This is a genomic window from Pseudomonas sp. AOB-7, assembly GCF_003696305.1.
Lineage (GTDB): Bacteria > Pseudomonadota > Gammaproteobacteria > Pseudomonadales > Pseudomonadaceae > Aquipseudomonas.
In genome coordinates, this window is sequence record NZ_RFFK01000010.1 from 138,749 (window position 1) to 156,371 (window position 17,623).

General features: G+C 57.8%; 12 protein-coding genes. 4 read left to right on the plus strand and 8 right to left on the minus strand.

What is annotated here, in order from left to right; genetic code table 11:
* Positions 1-3 precede the first annotated feature (3 nt).
* From EA796_RS18060 to EA796_RS18090, 6 genes are read right to left on the minus strand one after another with little or no spacing between them, the layout of a single operon-like run.
* Positions 4-3,120, minus strand: a complete 3,117-nt coding sequence (locus tag EA796_RS18060) for a type I restriction endonuclease subunit R (protein ID WP_122109603.1) — start codon at positions 3,118-3,120, stop codon at positions 4-6.
* Positions 3,121-3,145: 25 nt separating this feature from the next.
* On the minus strand, positions 3,146-4,135 hold the full coding sequence (locus EA796_RS18065; RefSeq protein WP_122109604.1) for a Fic family protein: 990 nt from the start codon (positions 4,133-4,135) through the stop codon (positions 3,146-3,148).
* The gene (locus EA796_RS18070; protein ID WP_122109605.1) at positions 4,132-5,445 is read right to left on the minus strand and encodes an McrC family protein; all 1,314 of its coding nucleotides are present in this window, start codon (positions 5,443-5,445) and stop codon (positions 4,132-4,134) included. Before EA796_RS18070 ends, EA796_RS18065 begins: the two co-directional genes overlap by 4 nt.
* The gene (locus tag EA796_RS18075) at positions 5,442-7,979 is read right to left on the minus strand and encodes an AAA family ATPase (protein WP_371921477.1); all 2,538 of its coding nucleotides are present in this window, start codon (positions 7,977-7,979) and stop codon (positions 5,442-5,444) included. Before EA796_RS18075 ends, EA796_RS18070 begins: the two co-directional genes overlap by 4 nt.
* A complete protein-coding gene (locus EA796_RS18085) occupies positions 7,979-9,307 on the minus strand; it encodes a restriction endonuclease subunit S (RefSeq protein WP_218567640.1) in 1,329 nt (442 codons plus the stop codon). The genes EA796_RS18075 and EA796_RS18085 overlap by 1 nt, the downstream gene beginning before the upstream one ends.
* Positions 9,297-11,243, minus strand: coding sequence for a class I SAM-dependent DNA methyltransferase (locus EA796_RS18090; protein ID WP_122109608.1), 1,947 nt, complete (start codon positions 11,241-11,243; stop codon positions 9,297-9,299). The genes EA796_RS18085 and EA796_RS18090 overlap by 11 nt, the downstream gene beginning before the upstream one ends.
* A gap of 707 nt (positions 11,244-11,950) precedes the next feature.
* Between EA796_RS18090 and EA796_RS18095 the strand changes: the two genes are divergently transcribed.
* From EA796_RS18095 to EA796_RS18105, 3 genes are all read left to right on the plus strand, one after another.
* On the plus strand, positions 11,951-12,220 hold the full coding sequence (locus EA796_RS18095; RefSeq protein ID WP_122109609.1) for a hypothetical protein: 270 nt from the start codon (positions 11,951-11,953) through the stop codon (positions 12,218-12,220).
* Positions 12,217-12,513: a LasR-specific antiactivator QslA gene (locus EA796_RS18100; RefSeq protein ID WP_122109610.1), complete on the plus strand. Its 297-nt coding sequence runs from the start codon at positions 12,217-12,219 to the stop codon at positions 12,511-12,513. Before EA796_RS18095 ends, EA796_RS18100 begins: the two co-directional genes overlap by 4 nt.
* 277 nt (positions 12,514-12,790) lie before the next feature.
* The gene (locus tag EA796_RS18105) at positions 12,791-14,341 is read left to right on the plus strand and encodes a TIGR04141 family sporadically distributed protein (protein ID WP_122109611.1); all 1,551 of its coding nucleotides are present in this window, start codon (positions 12,791-12,793) and stop codon (positions 14,339-14,341) included.
* A gap of 93 nt (positions 14,342-14,434) precedes the next feature.
* Here the strand turns inward: EA796_RS18105 and EA796_RS18110 are convergent, their stop codons facing one another.
* Entirely contained in the window at positions 14,435-15,772 is a 1,338-nt protein-coding gene (locus tag EA796_RS18110) for an AAA family ATPase (protein ID WP_122109612.1), read from the minus strand.
* Positions 15,769-16,725, minus strand: a complete 957-nt coding sequence (locus EA796_RS18115; RefSeq protein WP_122109613.1) for a reverse transcriptase domain-containing protein — start codon at positions 16,723-16,725, stop codon at positions 15,769-15,771. The genes EA796_RS18110 and EA796_RS18115 overlap by 4 nt, the downstream gene beginning before the upstream one ends.
* Before the next feature lie 704 nt (positions 16,726-17,429).
* Between EA796_RS18115 and EA796_RS18120 the strand changes: the two genes are divergently transcribed.
* Positions 17,430-17,623: antirestriction protein ArdA (locus EA796_RS18120; RefSeq protein WP_147459060.1), on the plus strand; the 194-nt coding region annotated here is incomplete at its 3' end.

Consider the following 17,623-nt stretch of genomic DNA (forward strand, 5'->3'; position numbering starts at 1 on the left):
CTACTACATCCACGCCTCACACAGCGCCTCGGCCTGCGCCAGCACCAACTGTGCGGCCTCTTCTTGCTGATCTGGTGGATATTTGTATTTACGCAGGATGCGCTTGACCAAAAGCCGCAGCTTGGCCCGCACGCTATCGCGGTTGCTCCAATCGACCGTCACGTTCTGTCGCAGGCTTTCAGTCAACTCGTGGGCAATCTTGGCCAGCGTTTCGTCACCCAGCTCGCGTACCGAAGACTCGTTGTTGGCCAAGGCATCGTAGAAGGCCAGCTCATCGTCATTGAGCCCAAGCTGATCTCCGCGCTTGCTGGCAGCACTGAACCTCTTGGCCATCTCGATTAGCTCTTCGATGACCTGGGCGGTTTCGATGGAGCGGTTCTGGTAGCGCTTGATCACGCTATCGAGCAGCTCGGAGAACTTCTTCTCCTGGGCCAGGTTGCTGGCGAACTTGCTCTTGATCTCGCCCTCCAGCAGCCGCTCCAGCAGCTCGACGGCGAGGTTCTTCTCCGGCAGGTTGCGCACCTCAGCGAGGAATTCGTCATCGAGCAGGCCGATGTTGGGCTTGTCAAGGCCGACCGCCTCGAACACATCAACCACCTCGCCCGAGACAACGGCATTGCCGATGATCTGGCGGATCGCCAGCTCACGTTCTTCGTCGGTTTTCTTTTGGGCGCTGATGTCACGCTTGGTCAGCAGTACCTTGATCGCCTGCAGGAAGGCCACTTCCTCGCGCACCGCCTTGGCCTCGTCCAGGGTGCAGCACAGGGTAAAAGCCTTGCTCATGGCCAGCGCATTGTCAGCAAAGCGCTTCTTGCCACCCTCCAGCCCCAGCACGTGGTTGGCGGCACCGGCCAGCAGCTTGTGTCCGCCAGTCAGGAAATCGCTGTAATCGAAGCCATGCAGCAGACTGCGCAGCACATCGAGCTTTTCCTCCAGCACCGCGTAGGCTTCGTGCGCATCGACGGTGGGCCGCCCCCTGCCCTTGCTGGCGGTGTATTCCTTGAGCGCCGCCTTCAGTTCGTTGGCAATGCCGATGTAATCCACCACCAGGCCGCCCTGCTTGTCCTTGAACACCCGGTTCACCCGGGCGATGGCCTGCATCAGGTTGTGGCCCTTCATCGGTTTGTCGATATACAGGGTATGCACGCAAGGCGCATCGAAGCCAGTCAGCCACATGTCGCGGACGATCACCAGTTGCAGCGGATCGGCAGGATCCTTGAAACGCTTCTCCAGGCGCTTCTTCACCTGGCCGGGATAAATATGCGGGCGCAGCAGTGCCTTGTCCGAGGCACTGCCGGTCATGACGATCTTCACCGCGCCCTTCTCCGGATCCTCGTCGTGCCATTCGGGGCGCAGGGCGATGATCTCGTTATACAGGTGCACGCAGATCTCGCGACTCATGGCCACCACCATGGCCTTGCCGCTTTGCGCCTGGTTGCGCTCCTCGAAGTGCGCGACCAGGTCGGCCGCCACGCTCTTGATACGCGGCTCGGCGCCCACCACCTTTTCCAGCGCGGCCCAGCGCGACTTCAAGCGTGATTGCTGATCCTCCTCCTCATCCTCGGCCAGCTCGTCGACCTCGTCGTCGATATGCGCCAGCTCCGAGTCTTTGAGCGACAGCTTGGCCAGCCGCGACTCGTAGTAGATGGCCACGGTGGCACCATCTTCCTTGGCCTGCTGCATGTCATAGACATGGATGTAGTCGCCGAACACCGCACGGGTATCACGGTCTTCGCTGGACACCGGCGTGCCGGTAAAGGCCACGAAGGTAGCGTTGGGCAGAGCGTCGCGTAGATGCTGGGCATAACCCACCTGGTAGCGGGCACTGGCCTCAGCCACCTTCAAGTCCGGCACCTTCAAGTCCGGCACCTTCAGCGAAGCACTGAAGCCATATTGGGTGCGGTGCGCCTCGTCGGCCACCACCACGATATTCGAGCGCGTGGACAACACCGGGAAGCTGTCTTCATCCTCGCCCGGCATGAACTTCTGGATGGTGGCGAAGACAATGCCGCCACTGGGGCGGTTGTCCAGTTTCTCGCGCAGATCGCCGCGGGTAGCCACCTGCACCGGCTGTTCACGCAGCAAGTCCTGCGACAGCGAGAACACTCCGAACAACTGGCCGTCCAGGTCGTTGCGGTCGGTGATCACTACGATGGTCGGGTTCTCCATCGCTGCCTCCTGCATCACCCGGGCGGCGAAGCAGGTCATGGTGATGCTCTTGCCTGAGCCCTGGGTATGCCAGACCACCCCGCCCTTGTGCGTGCCGCCAGGGCGCGAGGCGCTAACCACCTGCTGGATCGCCGCACGCACGGCATGGAACTGGTGATAGCCGGCAATCTTCTTCACCAACCGGCCGTCATCCTCGAACAGCACGAAGTAGCGTAAGTAATCCAGCAGCATCGCCGGCTGCAGCACGCCACGCACCAGCGTCTCCAGCTCGTTGAACTCACCCAGCGGATCCACCGTGACCCCATCGATGGTGCGCCAGCGGGCGAAGCGCTCGGTATCTGCAGACAGCGAGCCCATGCGCGCCTCGCTGCCATCGCTGATCACCAGAATCTCGTTGTAGTGAAAGACGTCCGGAATCTGCTCCTTGTAGGTCTGGAGCTGGTCGAACGCCTTTACCAAATCGGCATTCACATCCGCCGGGTTCTTCAGTTCCAGCAGCACCAGCGGCAGGCCGTTGACGAACAGGATGATGTCCGGCCGGCGCGTATGTTTCGGCCCCTGGATGCTGAACTGGTTGATCGCCAGCCACTCGTTGGCCCGCACATCGGCCCAGTCGATCAAGCGTACGAAGTCACCGCGGGTCTCGCCGTCCTTCTGGTATTGCACCGGCACACCGCCGACCAGCAGACGATGAAACAGGCGGTTGGCGGACAGCTGCACCGGCATGCCCAGCTCCAACACCTGGCGCAAGGCGTCCTCACGCGCCGCCAGCGGGATCTGCGGGTTGAGCCGGGCGATGGCCGTGCGCAGGCGCATGGTCAACAGCACATCGCGATAGCTCGCGCGCTCGGGATTGTCGCCGTCGTGGGCGATATCCGGTCCATAGAGGTGCGTGTAGCCCAGCTCACCGAGCCATTCGAGTGCTTCTTTTTCCAGCTGGTCTTCGGTCATTTCACTGCCTTACCTGGCGAGGGCATCACGAGGATTTGCGCCGGTACTGCTGTGCCGGGCTGCGCGGTGATGCGGGATCGGTCATTTCGATCAAGCCAGCCGCCAGGGCCGGCTTGAGATAGTTCTGGGTAAAGGTCGGCCTGTGAGACAAGCCTAGCCGCTGCATCAGCTCGCTGGACTTGAGCGCCATCCCGGCTGGCAGTGCCTGCAGCAGGCGGGCTACTTGATCGGTGACTTGATCGGTTACTTGATCGCTCTGACCGGCCTCCACCAGTGCCTGGCGCAACGCAGCTAGCATGAACTCCACGAACGGTGTCGCTTCAGCGGCCTGATCGGCCGCCGCAAGCGCCGCGTAATACGCCTCTTGCTGGTCACGAATCACCGTTTCGACCGGCAAGTACGCAAGCACCGGCCGCCACTGGCTGAGGATCAAGGTCTGCCACAAACGTCCCATACGCCCGTTACCGTCGGCGAAGGGGTGGATAAATTCGAACTCGTAATGGAACACACAGCTGGCGATCAGCGGATGCCAGTCACTGGCGCCAAGCCAGCGCAGCAGATCCTGCATCAAAGAGGCGACCCGGCTGGCCGGTGGCGCCATGTGCAGCAAGCGCCCCTCGCGGTAGATGCCCACGCCGCCCTGACGATAGCGCCCGGCATCGTCGATCAGGCCCTGCATCAACAACCCATGGGCCGCCAGCAGATCGGCCTGGCTATGGGGTTGCCAGCCCGGCATCGCCTCATAAGCGGCAAAGGCATTGCGCACTTCCTGAATTTCCCGCGGCAGCCCCAGCACCCGCTTGCCATCAAGCACCGCAGTCACCTGCTCGACACTCAGGGTGTTGTTCTCGATGGCCAGCGAAGCCTGGATGGTGCGGATGCGATTACCTCGGCGCAGTTGCGGCGTCAGTGCCGCCTCCCGCTGCGCCGTCAGCAGGCCCACCTGCTCGCTGATCTCGGCGGCCAGCGCCAGCATCTGCGGGGTTAGGGTTAGCGGTGGCTGATACTGGCTCATGCGCTCAGATCCATCGGGGTGTGGCAGTTAGCTGGATAGCGCAGAGGAATACCGACGGCCGCTGCGTCCAACAAGCGATCAGCATCCAGGTCAAAGGGCAACACCCACAGGTTCATGTCATCGCCGTAATCGAAAACCGGCAGTGCCCGCTGCAATCCCGACCAATATGGATAGATCAGCACCAGTCTCGGCACGCCTTCGCTGCTGCGGTACTTATGACCATAGGCAAACAGTTGATAGAAGTCCGCCTGGCTGAGGTCGTAGTTCTTCTCGGGCCTGCGGGCATCCACCCGCTTCCACTTGGTATCCAGAATCCAGCGCTGTTCTGCAGTATCAATCAGCAGGTCCGGCTTCAAGCAGAACATCCGCTCCTTGTCATGCTCACAGAGATATTCGCGACTGGCCTGGCTCGTCAACTGCGCAGCAGGCAGCAACTGCTGGCGCAACCAGCCCTCCACATAGCACTCGAACAGTTTCTCCATGGGGAACAGCAGGCTCATGCCGCACCACTCACCACTCACGGCTATCGGCATCTGCTGATTGAGGATCAGCTCGCACCAGGGCTTGATCGCCTGGTAATGCGCCATCAGCCGGTCGCGGCTCCAGGCGCGCAAATCCTGACTCACCTGGCGGCTGGCGGGCACCTCCGCCAGCATCGCCCGCAGCTCGTTGGCCAGGCGCCAGTTGGCGGCGTCCTGCGTGCTCTTGGCCACAAGCTCCAAAGCCAGCTTGAGCAAGCGGTTCTCGGCACGATCTGGCAAGAACACATCGTGGCGAATCTGAAAGTGATGCTGGCGCCCCGGCGGCTGGCGCATCTGCGCCACCACATTGAGCTGGCCACGCAAAAAACGCTGCTCTTCCTCGATGCGCTGGTAGTCGAAGCGTACGCCACGCTTAACCAGCAGATCCAACTCTGCCAGAAACTGCGCCATCACCCACTCGCTGAGTGGCGCATCGAACAACTCCAGGCTGGCCACCGAAGCCTCGCGGGGTTTGAGCTGCAAGGCGCTTTGAATCAGCTTTCGCAGCAACTGGCGACTCTTGGCCAGGCAATCGTCCTGCTCATGGTGCTTGGGCAGAATCTCCAGCCGCGTGCCACAGGGCGTTTCCAGCACGCCCACGTAGCTGTCCCACTTGAGCGCACGCCGCCCATCCACCTGCAACAGCGTGGCGCCGTTGCGGTTGAAACTGGCGCTCAACTCGCAGAGCCATTCGAACGCACTGGCCGACACCTGAGCCAGATCCAGCGAGGGATCGACCTCAGCCGTGGTCAGCCGCGCGTACTCGCGGATGGTGACTGTGGTGATCACGCCGCGCCCTGGCTCAGCCGATCAATCAGCTGGCGTCCCAGACCGCGGGTGGTCAGCAGGCTGCCACTGGCACTTTCCAGAGCGAGGCCCAGCTGCTCGGCCAGCTCACGCAAAACCGGCTTGGTCGGTTGCTGCAAGGCACCCGCGCGCCACACTTCAATAGAGCCACTGGCCAGCTCTCGCAGCGTGATCTCGCCCTGCACCACCTCGCGCTTCACGGCTTGATTACCGCCTACAAGCGAAGCATCAAGAATGCTGAGATAGGCCTCCATTCGCTCGAACGCCTCATCATTAAGCGTCCAGTAGCTACCCGCCAAACCTTGCCCCACGTCCCGACCGAACAGTCCTTCAGCAAGACTGGTTCGCTCCTGAATGAACTGATCGTTCGGCGCCTTGCGCTGGTCATTCAACACCCAGGCGATGCGCTGCCAATCCTCGAAGAAATATTCCTGCAGGAGCGGCAGAATCTGGTTGCGGAAGATCAGCTCCAGCCGAGCCTGTGAGCCATCCTTTTTCAGCGGCATAAAGTACGCATGCCCCAGGCAATGATCCCGATCCAGCAGCACCTCGATGCGCTGGTTCATCACCCTCAGCAGCTGACCGATATTCAGCCCTGCCACCTCGATATCATCCAGCAGTTCGGGCCGCGGCGGCATCTCGCGGAACACGAAGCGCCGGCGCAAGGCAATATCCAGCCCGGCCAGTGAGCGGTCGGCGGTGTTCATGGTGCCGATCAGGTAAACGTTTTTCGGCACGCTGAAAGGCTTTTTCGAATAGGGCAGTTTCACGCTCAGCGCCTCATCGGCGCTCTCGCGCTTGGACTCCTCGATCAGGGTGATCAACTCACCGAAGATGCGCGACACATTGCCCCGGTTGATCTCATCGATGATCAGCACATAGGGCTCATCGACTGCCCCGGCCACGGTCACCGACTCAACCGGCTTCACGCCCTGCTGCTGCAGGTATGACAGCAGATCTGCCCAGGTGAAGCGGCTCATCGCATACACGGTTTTCAGCGTGAATTGGCGCTCGTCATTGAGCGGCAGAATGGACAGGTTGATATCCCGATACAACCAGCGCACCGAGCGCACATGCTGATAGTCGCCGATAACCCCGGCCGGCACCTGCGCCTCATAACGATAGTCGCCGGTCACCACGCCAATCGAGCCGATCTGCTCGGCCGAGTGGATACACAGCAGGATGTCACCCACCACCATCTGCTCGGCGAAGTAACTGAGCGTGCCTTTATCGCCAGCGCCAAGCGACTGGTAATAAGCGTTCTGCTCATAGTCCCCACGCAGATCACCGGTTTCACCCCAGCCGATTCGCGCTTCGCCATTGTCCAGACAGTAACTCTTGGTCGGTGAACTGCCGGTGCCATTAATGGAGATTTTCCAGATCGCTGGATTGCCCCGCACCCCCAGGTCAGACGCCGGTCGCGTGCGGGCATCATCACAAATGCGCTTGAACACACCCGACTCAACGGAATACTTGACCTGCCCGGTTTCCGCATCGGAATCCGCCCGCAGCCCTTCGACAAAGTCTTCGTAGCTGAAGCTCTGGTGGAAGGTCACAAAGCGCACCCGCTCGGCGCTCACGAAACGGTCGAACTCCGCTTTAAGACGCTTGCGCGTCTCCGGGTCATTACCACTGTTCTGCACCAGGAGGTCCGGCGCCAGAATCGCCAGCGCCTGGTTGATGGTGTGGTAGGTTTTGCCGGTGCCCGGTGGGCCGAACAGAATCTGATTTAGTGGGGTTTCGTTCATTCGATCATCCATCCCTGAAGGGCTGGCAGGGAAAGCCTCCGTATCAGCAACCTGCCCCGCACGCTTGAAAGAGAGTTGGTAGTCATAGTCGGCAAGGCGCGCAATCACGGCCTGATCACCCGGTTTCAGCTGCTCGCGAGAAAACAGGCTTTGCAACCGGGCCTGAATGCGCTGGTACTGCGTCAGCACCTGGGTTTGCTGGCTGCTGCCATCGGGCAGGCGCAGGGTGAACAGTTGCCGGGCGGGACGCTCACTCTCGCCCCAGCAATCATCCGGAAACAGCTGCTGCAGCTTGGGTACCTTCAGATACCCATTGCGAATAGCACCATCCGTCAGCGTAACCACCAGCCGCCCAGCCATGGCGTCGTAGTCATCCGGCCAGTAGCCCTGACGGGTGGTCGCAGGGGCGAGGTCTGACCGGCTCGCTACAGCCGCAATCAACGAGCCGACCAAGGCATCATCAAGGCGTTGCCAGTTCAGTTCTCCGGCTCCGGATAAAGCGACCCGAGTGACCTCTGCCCCAACATCCACCCGCAGCGCCAGCGCCACCTGCCAAACACGGAAATCCTCACTACATCCGGCATGAATTGCTCCCGCCTCGGTGATCCACCAGTCCAGCCCACGCTGATGCAAAGCCAAAACCAGATTGCAAAAGGCCTGAGTCGCACCCGCCAACTCCAGACGTACCGACAAGTCCTTGATGGCGTTGAAATGCCCTAGCACTTCCAACCTTTGCTCAGGCGTTGCCTTGATAGCTTCTAGAGGCATCACGAGGCCACCTCGGCCATCAGTGCCTCCGCTTCCGGCAGGCGCAGCTGGCCGGAGATCAGCCGGGGTAGGAGGGTGTCACGGAGTTGGGTGAGGGTTTGGGCTTGCACTTGGTTCTCGTGAATGGCAGCCCAGAGCGGAGCCACCGAATCAACGAATGCCGACTTTAAAGGTTCGGGCGGATTGAGCACCGGGTAGCTTGGGAAAGCCTTGAGAGCAATCCGATTGACCGTTGCGCCGTGGATCGTGTGCTTATCAAGCAATTGTTGAAATGGTGCTGAGATGAACTGGTGAAACCAGAACATCCCGGCACCGTTTTCTGCATGCGGACGCACCAACGCGAGCCGCCGTCCCAAGCAACAACGTACACCTGGCGGAATCAAAGCAAAGAAACCAAGTGTCGCCTCGTAGCTGAACACAATATCTCCGCGCCTCGGCTCAACACGGCGTGTCCATTGCTTCCAATCGCTCTCGCTGATATGGCGAATATCAGACAGATCAAGGCTGGTGCCAGTTAGATTCTTGATGCCAAGAAAGACAGGGCCATCTGCCGACTCAGCCGGCGTGGCATGTGGACCGTCGTAAATCCCCTCAACAAGTTCACCGATTGGCCTAACTGTCCACCCCTTCGGCACCAAGCCCAGTTCGGACTCTTCGAAGCTATCGGGGAACAGGGCGGCGGTGGTGGCGTCCATGCCTTCCGGCTGGCGGAATTCGGCCTTGGCGCGTACGGGGTCGAAATCGACGAACCAGGATTTGAACAGCGCCTGGGCGATGGCTTCCAGGGTGGCGTTGGTTTCGCGTAACAGGGTGATGCGCTTCTCTACACCCTCTAAAAGCTCAATCAGCAACTCATCTGCAGGTGCAGGAGAAGGTACAGGGAAATCTAGAAAATCGTCGCGGGATAGGCCTAGCGTAGTGGTGCCTGTCGCACACCCACGGCAATACTCACGATAAGCCGGAGTTCTGAGCAGCCAGTAGATGTAATCCCTTGAGACGGGATCACCGTCGAAAACAAGCTTAACTGTGTCCTGAGTTAAGCGACCAGATGCGATATCCGAAGGCACCCTAGCGATTGAGCCGAGCAAGTCACCTGACTGCGTGACGTCTTTCAGGGAGACGTAAAGATCGCCTGATTTCAGCGAGATCTTCTCAGGGCAGTCACCGCCATATGTCTTGAATCCGCCGTAGCGGAAGCCACCATTGGGCTCAATTGAGGCCAAGCCAAGCAGCACAGGACCGGGCAAACCTACAAGAGCGCCCTTGTAAGTGGTGCCTCGCTGCAAGCTTACAAAATCTCGTAAGGCACGACGAGTATCAGAACTCATACCCCAGCCCCCGCAGCTTCTGCCGGATCAACTGATCGAGCTCTGCGCCCTTCTGCATCTGCTCATCCAGCTGCTTAGTCAGCCGCTGCATCTTCTCGGCAAAGGCTTCGTCGTCGTCCTCCACCTCTTCGGCACCGACATAACGGCCGGGGGTCAGCACATGGCCGTGCTCGGCAATTTCCGCGAGGGTGACGCTGCGGCAGAAACCGGGAATATCGGCGTACTTGCCGACCTGCCCGCCTTCATCCAGCGCCTCGCCGCGCCAGGCTGCCACGGTGCTGGCAATGCGTTCGATATCGGTATCGGTCAGCTCGATCTGCACCCGGCTGACGCTGGTGCCCAGCTTGCGCGCATCGATAAACAGCACCTGGCCGCTGCGGTCGATGCCGCCCGTGCTGAGGGCATGGCGCTTGTCCTTGGCGAGGAACCACAGGCAGGCGGGAATCTGGGTGTTGAAGAACAGCTGGCCAGGCAAGGCTACCATCACTTCCACCACATCGGCCTCGACCATGGCTTTGCGGATATCGCCTTCGCTGTTCTGGCTGGAGCTCATCGAGCCGTTGGCCAGCACGATACCGGCGCGGCCGTTGGGTTTCAGGTGGTAGAGCATGTGTTGCAGCCAGGCGTAGTTGGCGTTGCCTTGCGGCGGCGTGCCATACACCCAGCGGGGGTCGCCCTCCAGGCTGCCGTGCCACCAGTCACTGATATTGAACGGCGGGTTGGCCAGCACAAAGTCGGCACGCAGGTCTGAGTGCTGGTTGCGGATAAAGGTGTCCGCCGGCTCCTTGCCCAGGTTGAAATCAATGCCGCGAATGGCCAGGTTCATCGCCGCTAGGCGCCAGGTGGTGGGGTTGGACTCCTGGCCATAGATGGACACATCGCCCCGCTTGCCGCCGTGGGCTTCGATGAACTTTTCCGACTGCACGAACATGCCGCCCGAGCCGCAGCAGGGATCGTAGACCTTGCCGTGATGCGGGTTGAGTACCGCCACCAGGGTTTTGACGATGCTGGCCGGCGTATAGAACTGCCCGCCCTTCTTGCCTTCGGCGCTGGCGAACTGGCCGAGGAAGTATTCGTAGACCTGACCGAGCAGGTCGCGCGCCTTGCCGGCGTCGTCGCCGAAGCCGATGGTGGAGATCAGGTCCACCAGCTCGCCGAGCTTGCCGTCCGGCAACTGGGCGCGGGCGTAGCGCTTATCGAGGATGTTCTTCAGCTTGGGGTTCTCCGCCTCGATGGCAGCCAGGGCCTCGTCGATACGCTTGCCGATATCCACCTGTTTGGCGGCGGCGCGAATCGACTCCCAGCGCGCCACTTCCGGCACCCAAAACACGTTGACCTCGCGGTAGTAGTCGCGGTCTTCCAGCTCGGCGTTGAGCGCCTCGGGATCGTCGTCACCCAAGTAGTAGTCGTCGTTCTCGTCGGTGAGCTTGCGCTCCAACTCGGCACGGCGACCGGCGAAACTGTCGGAGATGTACTTGAGGAAGATCAGCCCGAGCACGATGTGCTTGTACTCGGCGGCATCCATATTGGCGCGCAGCTTGTCGGCAGTAGCCCAGAGGGTTTTCTCCATGGCCTCGATGCTGGTGGCTTGTTGCTTGGCCGCTTTGGCCTTTTTCACCGCGGCAGCGGCTTGCACCACATAACTGGCTGACACTTCCGCAGTGGCTGTCGGCTCTAAACGCTCACGCGCTTTATTCAGCGCCTGGTCGGCCAAACTGCCACCTGCTGCCTGCGTGCGCAGCACCGAGCCACCACGGCCACGGCCTTTAACCAGTACACCCTGCTCGATCAGCGCATCGCGGGCGGCCCAGAACTGCTCCTCGGTCAACTCGACAAACTGCCCACGCAGTTGCTCAAACAACGATTGATTGCCGATGCTGCCGTTGGCAGGCACGGCGGCGAACAAGGCCTGAGGTAGCGTGGCCAAATCTGTCATGCATAACTCCTCATGCGAGCCCTATGCGATGGGCTCACAGATACTCAAACGGTGGTGGCCTAAAAGGCTTGAGGGAACAGGGGACGGTTTTGTAGCGCGTACTTGCCTGGCGGGAAGTACAGGTGGTGGGCCGTCCCTGGAATACCGCGGCCTGCCATGCTGTGTGCTCGCCACCTTATCCACTGGCCGAGCATGGGTAAAGCCATGCCCAGCGTTTTTCGCCCCCCACTCAGTGGGTCGGCACGCAGCCCTTGGACATGGGCGTTTTCGCCACATCACCACGCCCCGTACATAATGCGCTAGCAAAGCCGTGGCTGCTCCACTCCGCAACTACGCCACAGTAGGTTGCCATCCCGAAACCCTCGGGCTAGAGTGCGCCCGTCGTGGTCAATCCCACGGCCGGGTGTGGTAGCCCGATTCACACGAAGGCGCGGTTGCGTCATAAACGAGAGCAGGCCCTTCTCAGGATCTGCTGTTTCTCGTGCATTTATGGCGGGCCGTGTGAGGCAGGCTTCGGCCTGGCCGGCCTTCCTTCGTGGGTCGGTCTACCACCCTTGCACGGTCCGCCTCCATTCGTGTGGTAGCGAATGGCTGCGGCTCCTTAATCTCACGAAGGAGCATAAGGAAAATGCGCTACCCCCTTTTTACCCAAGAGCTCCGCCTTGGGCTGCTGGTCTGGCTGTCCACCTCTGATCTGGAGGTGCGCCATGGCTGAGCTCGAATCCTGTGTTGTACCTTCTCCGCTGCAGCGAAGCCCGCTGCATGAATCCGAACGCTCTCCCCGACCCTCTGAAGCTGCAGCTGAATTACGTGGCGTCATGCTCGGCAATCTGCTGGATCAACTGGCTGAACCTGATGGGCTGCCGCCAGCAGACCTGCGCGTACGGATCGCTGCTTACTCTGCCCTAGATCTGCTCGACGAGATGGTCGTGCTTTATCGCCGAGCCCTCTCAGAAGTACGAGGAGGTGCCAGATGAGCAAGGGCGTTATGACGTGCCTGCCACCTCACGATGGCCACCCAGGTGTCGAGATCATCTGGGCTGCTGACTGCAGGGAAGCGTTCAACCAGGGCGTGAAGCTGGCCCAGACCTGGCTCGACAACGCCCGCAGCGGCTGGCTCTGGGCAGTCATGATCGCCGAGCGCGATTTACTGCCATGTGCGATAGAACGGAGAGCCTTCGAAGTGGGCTTCCTCAGCCGCGTCCACCAGCGCATATGCTCAGCCAGGTGCTGTGGCCAGTCGGCTAACCCCCTTTCCTTGGAGCGGTAAAGCTGATGTGCGCGAGCCGGCCTGCCGGCTCGGGCTAACCGTCACGTGTCGTCAAATTTTTGGAACGTCCCCCCGCACAACACGGGCGCCCTAGAACAGGCCGAGAACGGCCAGGAGCGGACTATCGAGTCATGGCAACCATCTACCTCTTGGCTGCTCCTATCTGACTCCCGCTATACGAGGAAACCACTGTGCGGCAGGCTTTACGTCGTATCGTCTTGACGCGCGCACGAGTGAATGTCAGTTTGACATCATTTCGGCTAGTCATGGAGGGCGTGTGAAGATCACTATCAACGTGTTCTTGCTCAAGGAAGGACGTTCTATCTTCGATGCTCTTTCTGATGAGGTCAGGCTGCAGCCTATTCAGTTTTCACTGCGGGACGTGGATTGCCTTTTTTATCATCAAACAAACCCATCCCATCCTAAATGGACTCAACTGTTCAAGGATGTCCCAGAGGTTGCACAGCTTGATCTGACAGGACGCTCACTCAAAGCTCTACTCGTCATGGCGATTCAAAATCGCGTATTCTGCTTTACTTTCGGCCATGCTCGGCATCTGATCGACGGGCTAGGAATCGAGCGCTATTTTGGGCTGAGAACCGCACTTAGCCTGACTGACCCACTGCTCATCAAATCAGTTGAGAAGTCGAACATTGATCGAACCCCACTGCGCTCTAAGGCGCAGTCCGCCAAGCATTTATCCATTTCAGAATTCGATTTCAAGTTTGATTCGGAGATACTCAAGTCGCTTACTGGTGTGGTAGAGAGCGACCAAGATGAGGGCGATTATGTGAGTGGTTCGGACTCACTAGCTTTGCACTCCGACGTCCAGTTGGAAGAGTTTCCAGAGATCGCAGCCCGATTATTGGTTGCCTATGAGGATGAGCGTTGCAAGGAAAAGTATCCGTGGATGGATTTCATCGTCCCGGTTCGAGATTCCGCGCTTGTGGAACGGCTTGATGACTTGCTTGTAGTTACGATCAACGCACAAGAGTTTGATCAAGTCCGCGCGGCAGCTCCGATGTTGCTGCCAGACGATATCAGTGGTTTTGGGTATGTGAGGCATCGTGCTCGAACACTGAACGGTCCTGTAATTTCCTTCGATCTGGATCTCCGACAAGCCCTTCTGGCAAAGCAAATTCTCGGAACAGTTTCGCTACAATCACTAAACTCCGAGTATGTTTATCTGTACGGTGCTGACGAGCAGCAATGCGCAAAATGGCCTCTCTACGATTGTCTTGAAGCAGAGGTCAAGTTCGAAGAAAAGATCTACCTACTTAGTGAAGGGGATTGGTATCAGATTGATCGTGACTACACCGATCAAGTCAACCGATACTTCGATGCGACTACGATATCCGATCTTGAGTTTCCTCGGTACGGCACCGATCACGAAGGGCCGTACTTAAGGCGGATCGCAGACAACACAAATTTTTATCTCCTTGATCAAAAGCTTGTTCGCTTGAGCGGTGCTTCGAGTTCATTCGAGTTCTGCGACCTTCTTACGCCAGATCACCACATCATCCACGTAAAAAAATATTCTTCATCCAGTGTGCTGAGCCACTTGTTCTCACAGGCATACGTATCCGCCGAAGCACTTATCAATGCACCTGAGGTAGTCGTTCAGGTTAACGAACATTTAGCCCAAGAAGGTGATTTTCAATTCGCATTCGATTCTGCTAGGCAGCCAAGAAATAAGATCGTATTCGCCATTATGCAAACCAATGAGCGCCTCCATATGCCTTTTTTCTCGAAGGTTAACTTCCGGCAGTTCGCTCAGCGCTTGATTGCTATGGGGTATCAGGTCGAGCTGTGCAGGATCGCAAATTAAAAACAAAAGACTGAAGCGCCATTTGATATTCTTGGCTTATCGATAACCTAACCCCTCGTTCCTGACGACCGCCCTCGACCAGGCGGCTCTCACTCAGGCAGGAGGAGCAAGGAAATTGCGAAGCACGCCGCCTATGGTTTGAAGTGTCTCTTCGTTTTTGCTTATCAAATATTCGAAGATCTGTTTCTGTGTTGCCAACTTCTTTTGCTGAAGATAGTTGTGAAAGTCCTTGGCGCTTGTGAAATTTTTCCTACCCGTCACAAATGGGAAATCGTCGTCCGCCTGGCTATATGCGTAGATGGCTTTCTCAACGCTCTCAATGGGCACCATGTGAACACCGGGATGACCGAAGAATTTTTCGTTTTTCTGGTCCCCATCCAAGATAGCAATTACCTCTTTTGGTGAAGATAGGAACTGCTCATGCTCGTTGTGCCCCATTAGCGTGGTTACCTGCGCTCCCCCACCAATGGGGATGATTTTGTAGCGAAAAAAAGTTTGAGGGCAGTATTTTTCTATTACGGCTTGAATAAAGCCAAGCAGCACCTGATCTTCCGTCAGAATGTATTTGTCCCATCCTAAGAATCCGAAAAGACGCGCTTTCGCGAAGCTGTAGGACGTTGGGCTTATGGAAATATGCCCGCTGCTGCCCTCAATGTAAAAGAGCTCTTTCGACCAAAGCTGCCGCATCAGGGCAAGAGAATGTGTTGTAAATAGAATCTTGCGCCCGTACTGAGCACAAAAAGTTCTTAGCCACGCTGCTAGGTTTGCTTGAGCCGCCGTATCCAGAGAAATATCTATTTCATCAATAACAATGAGCCTTGCAGGCCCTTTAATGGTTCGGTAAAGATTTATCAGGAAATATTCACCAGAACTCAAGTAGTCTTCTCGGATGTAGGTTCCGTCGGCCCTGACGACGGCGTAGTAGCTCTTTCCTTTAACGTTCACCTCTACCATGCTCGAGTAGCGTGTAGAGCCATATATTGCGGCAAGGAACGAAACGAGCTCCTCGGGATGGGCATGATTGCCAAGTGCAACTGCCCTGCGAATGTCCCGGTCAGCCTCGCTAGCACTTTTGAAGTAGTTGAAGCGTGTACCGTGGGGCATCGGCAGTTCGGCTGCGATGAGATCACGCAGTTCGGGTGGGATAGATCCTCTGCAGTTTAATGATCGAATTTTATCGTCATACGCGAACACTATCTCAACACCGTCTACGGCATAGGTGATACGGCTATTAGGGGAGAACGCGTAGGGTGTTGCAGTCCTGACAAAAGTATCGGCACTAGCTAGGTTGCGCAACGCCCGAACCAAGGTCGTTTTACCAGCGCCATTTCGCCCTACCAAGCAAACCAGTCCAGGGGTTGATAGATCCAAATCCAATGTGAGACTAGTGACGTGTTGAATCGACTCGAGACTCACTTGGAGGCGATTCATTGAGCAGACCTGTGCAGGAAGCTATCAATGACGGTATTTCCAAACTTCGTCCTGAGTTTTTCTAGATAAGCCGGATCGGCTGCGTAGGCGTAACTGATAAATCCACTGAGCCTTTGCAGACCCTCTTCCATTCCCTCGCTTCGCTCCTCTCGAAATATCTTCGCCAATCGGGAGCGGTCTTTTACATAGAAGTAGAGCCAAGATTCCATCTTATTTCTAACGTCGCGATCAATAGCAATAGTGCCAGTGGGTAAAATTACAAGCCCCAGTAGCTTCACCTTTCGACCGATTGTAGTTAGCTTGCTTTTGCTCTGATTGAGAACAAAACCATCACCGAGCTCAACATTAAGGCAGCTCTCAATTACGTGACTAGCGTCTTCAATCGCTAGGCGATCTTCCGCAGAGATTATGATGTCATCAGCGTAGCGTGTGTATATCCATTGACGTTCGTTGCTAATTGCGGCCAATCGCTTATCGAATCCGAATAAGCAAGCATTACTCAATATGGGGGACGTCGAGTAGCCAATCGGCAGTTTGCCGTTGATGGTGAGAAGTCCAAGAATGTGCTCAATGTGCTCGGGTAGGTCCGAGACAGGGGTTGCGGCTCGATTAAGGACTGACCGTATTAGATCCGAAGTAATACTGTCGAAGAACCGTTCCAGATCGGTCTGAAAGAAGGCTCGGCTGTGTGCGTGGGGCGCGACAGCTTGTAGAAGCGTTGCTCCTTTACGATAGGCAAACGAGACCGATTGATCGACTGGAAGATAGTCAAGGAGGAAGCCACTGAGAAAGTGGTGAAACTCCTTTAGCGTTGGGGATGGCTTGTAAATGGTTCGCCTGTTCCAACGGACGGAGCTGTAGTGTTCTTCGGGCTTCAGCGCCAAGAACTCTTCGAACCGATACTTCTCGTGATACATGGCATCGAACAGCTGGCGTAGCGGTCGTGGGTTCATGGATCACTTACCTTGAGCTTCTCTTCGCGATTGAGGCGAATCGTAGCTGATTACATCCTGTAAATGGCACATACGAAATGCCCGGTCGGGCGTGAGCCTGCGACCGGGCATGCGTAAGTTGGATAAAACGCCCTACGTACCAGACATTAGACTGGAGCTACTCCTAGTCGCTGGCGTGAAAAAAGCGTAGCACGGCTAGATGTTGATAGGCAAACGACACCTGAGGATGAAATGCAGCCGGTTAGCTACATGCCTTAGAGATGGCCAGGATCGTCGGCGCAGTGGATCACAACCATTGGAATGGCTAGGCAGCCCCCCAGCACAGACGGGTCACAATCACTGGAACCGGTGGGCGGCATTACTGGAGTACACAGGGGGCCAAGGCAAATTCTTGGTTTCCGCGTTCTCAGGCTCAAAGAGCACTTTGTGGTCCATCTAGCGGATGCCCACTTTTGGCCGGCTCCAGCCAGTTACCGACAAACGAAACGCTAGGTTGCCACCGCTGGTGACACTCTCCCCTTTCCAGAGCAGGGGTTCTAGCCCCCTCAAAATCAAGAAAAATAGATGGTTTCCACCCGGCCGCTGCGCTGGGTGGAGCCTCCGCGATTTTTCCTGATTTTTTCACGACCGCCTTAGTCGCCCTAGTCGGCAGGGGTTCATGCGCAGCGCAAGCGCAGAACCCTGAAGACGAAGGAGCGAAAGCCATGAGCGAACACATCAGGATCTACGTTGCCGACCTGGCCGCCTACAACGCCGGTCACCTGCATGGCGTCTGGATCGACGCCACCCTGGAGCTGGACGACATCCAGGAACAGGTCAGTGCCATGCTGGCAGCCTCACCGGTCGAGAGTGCAGAGGAATACGCCATTCACGACTTCGAGGGCTTCGACGGCTACCG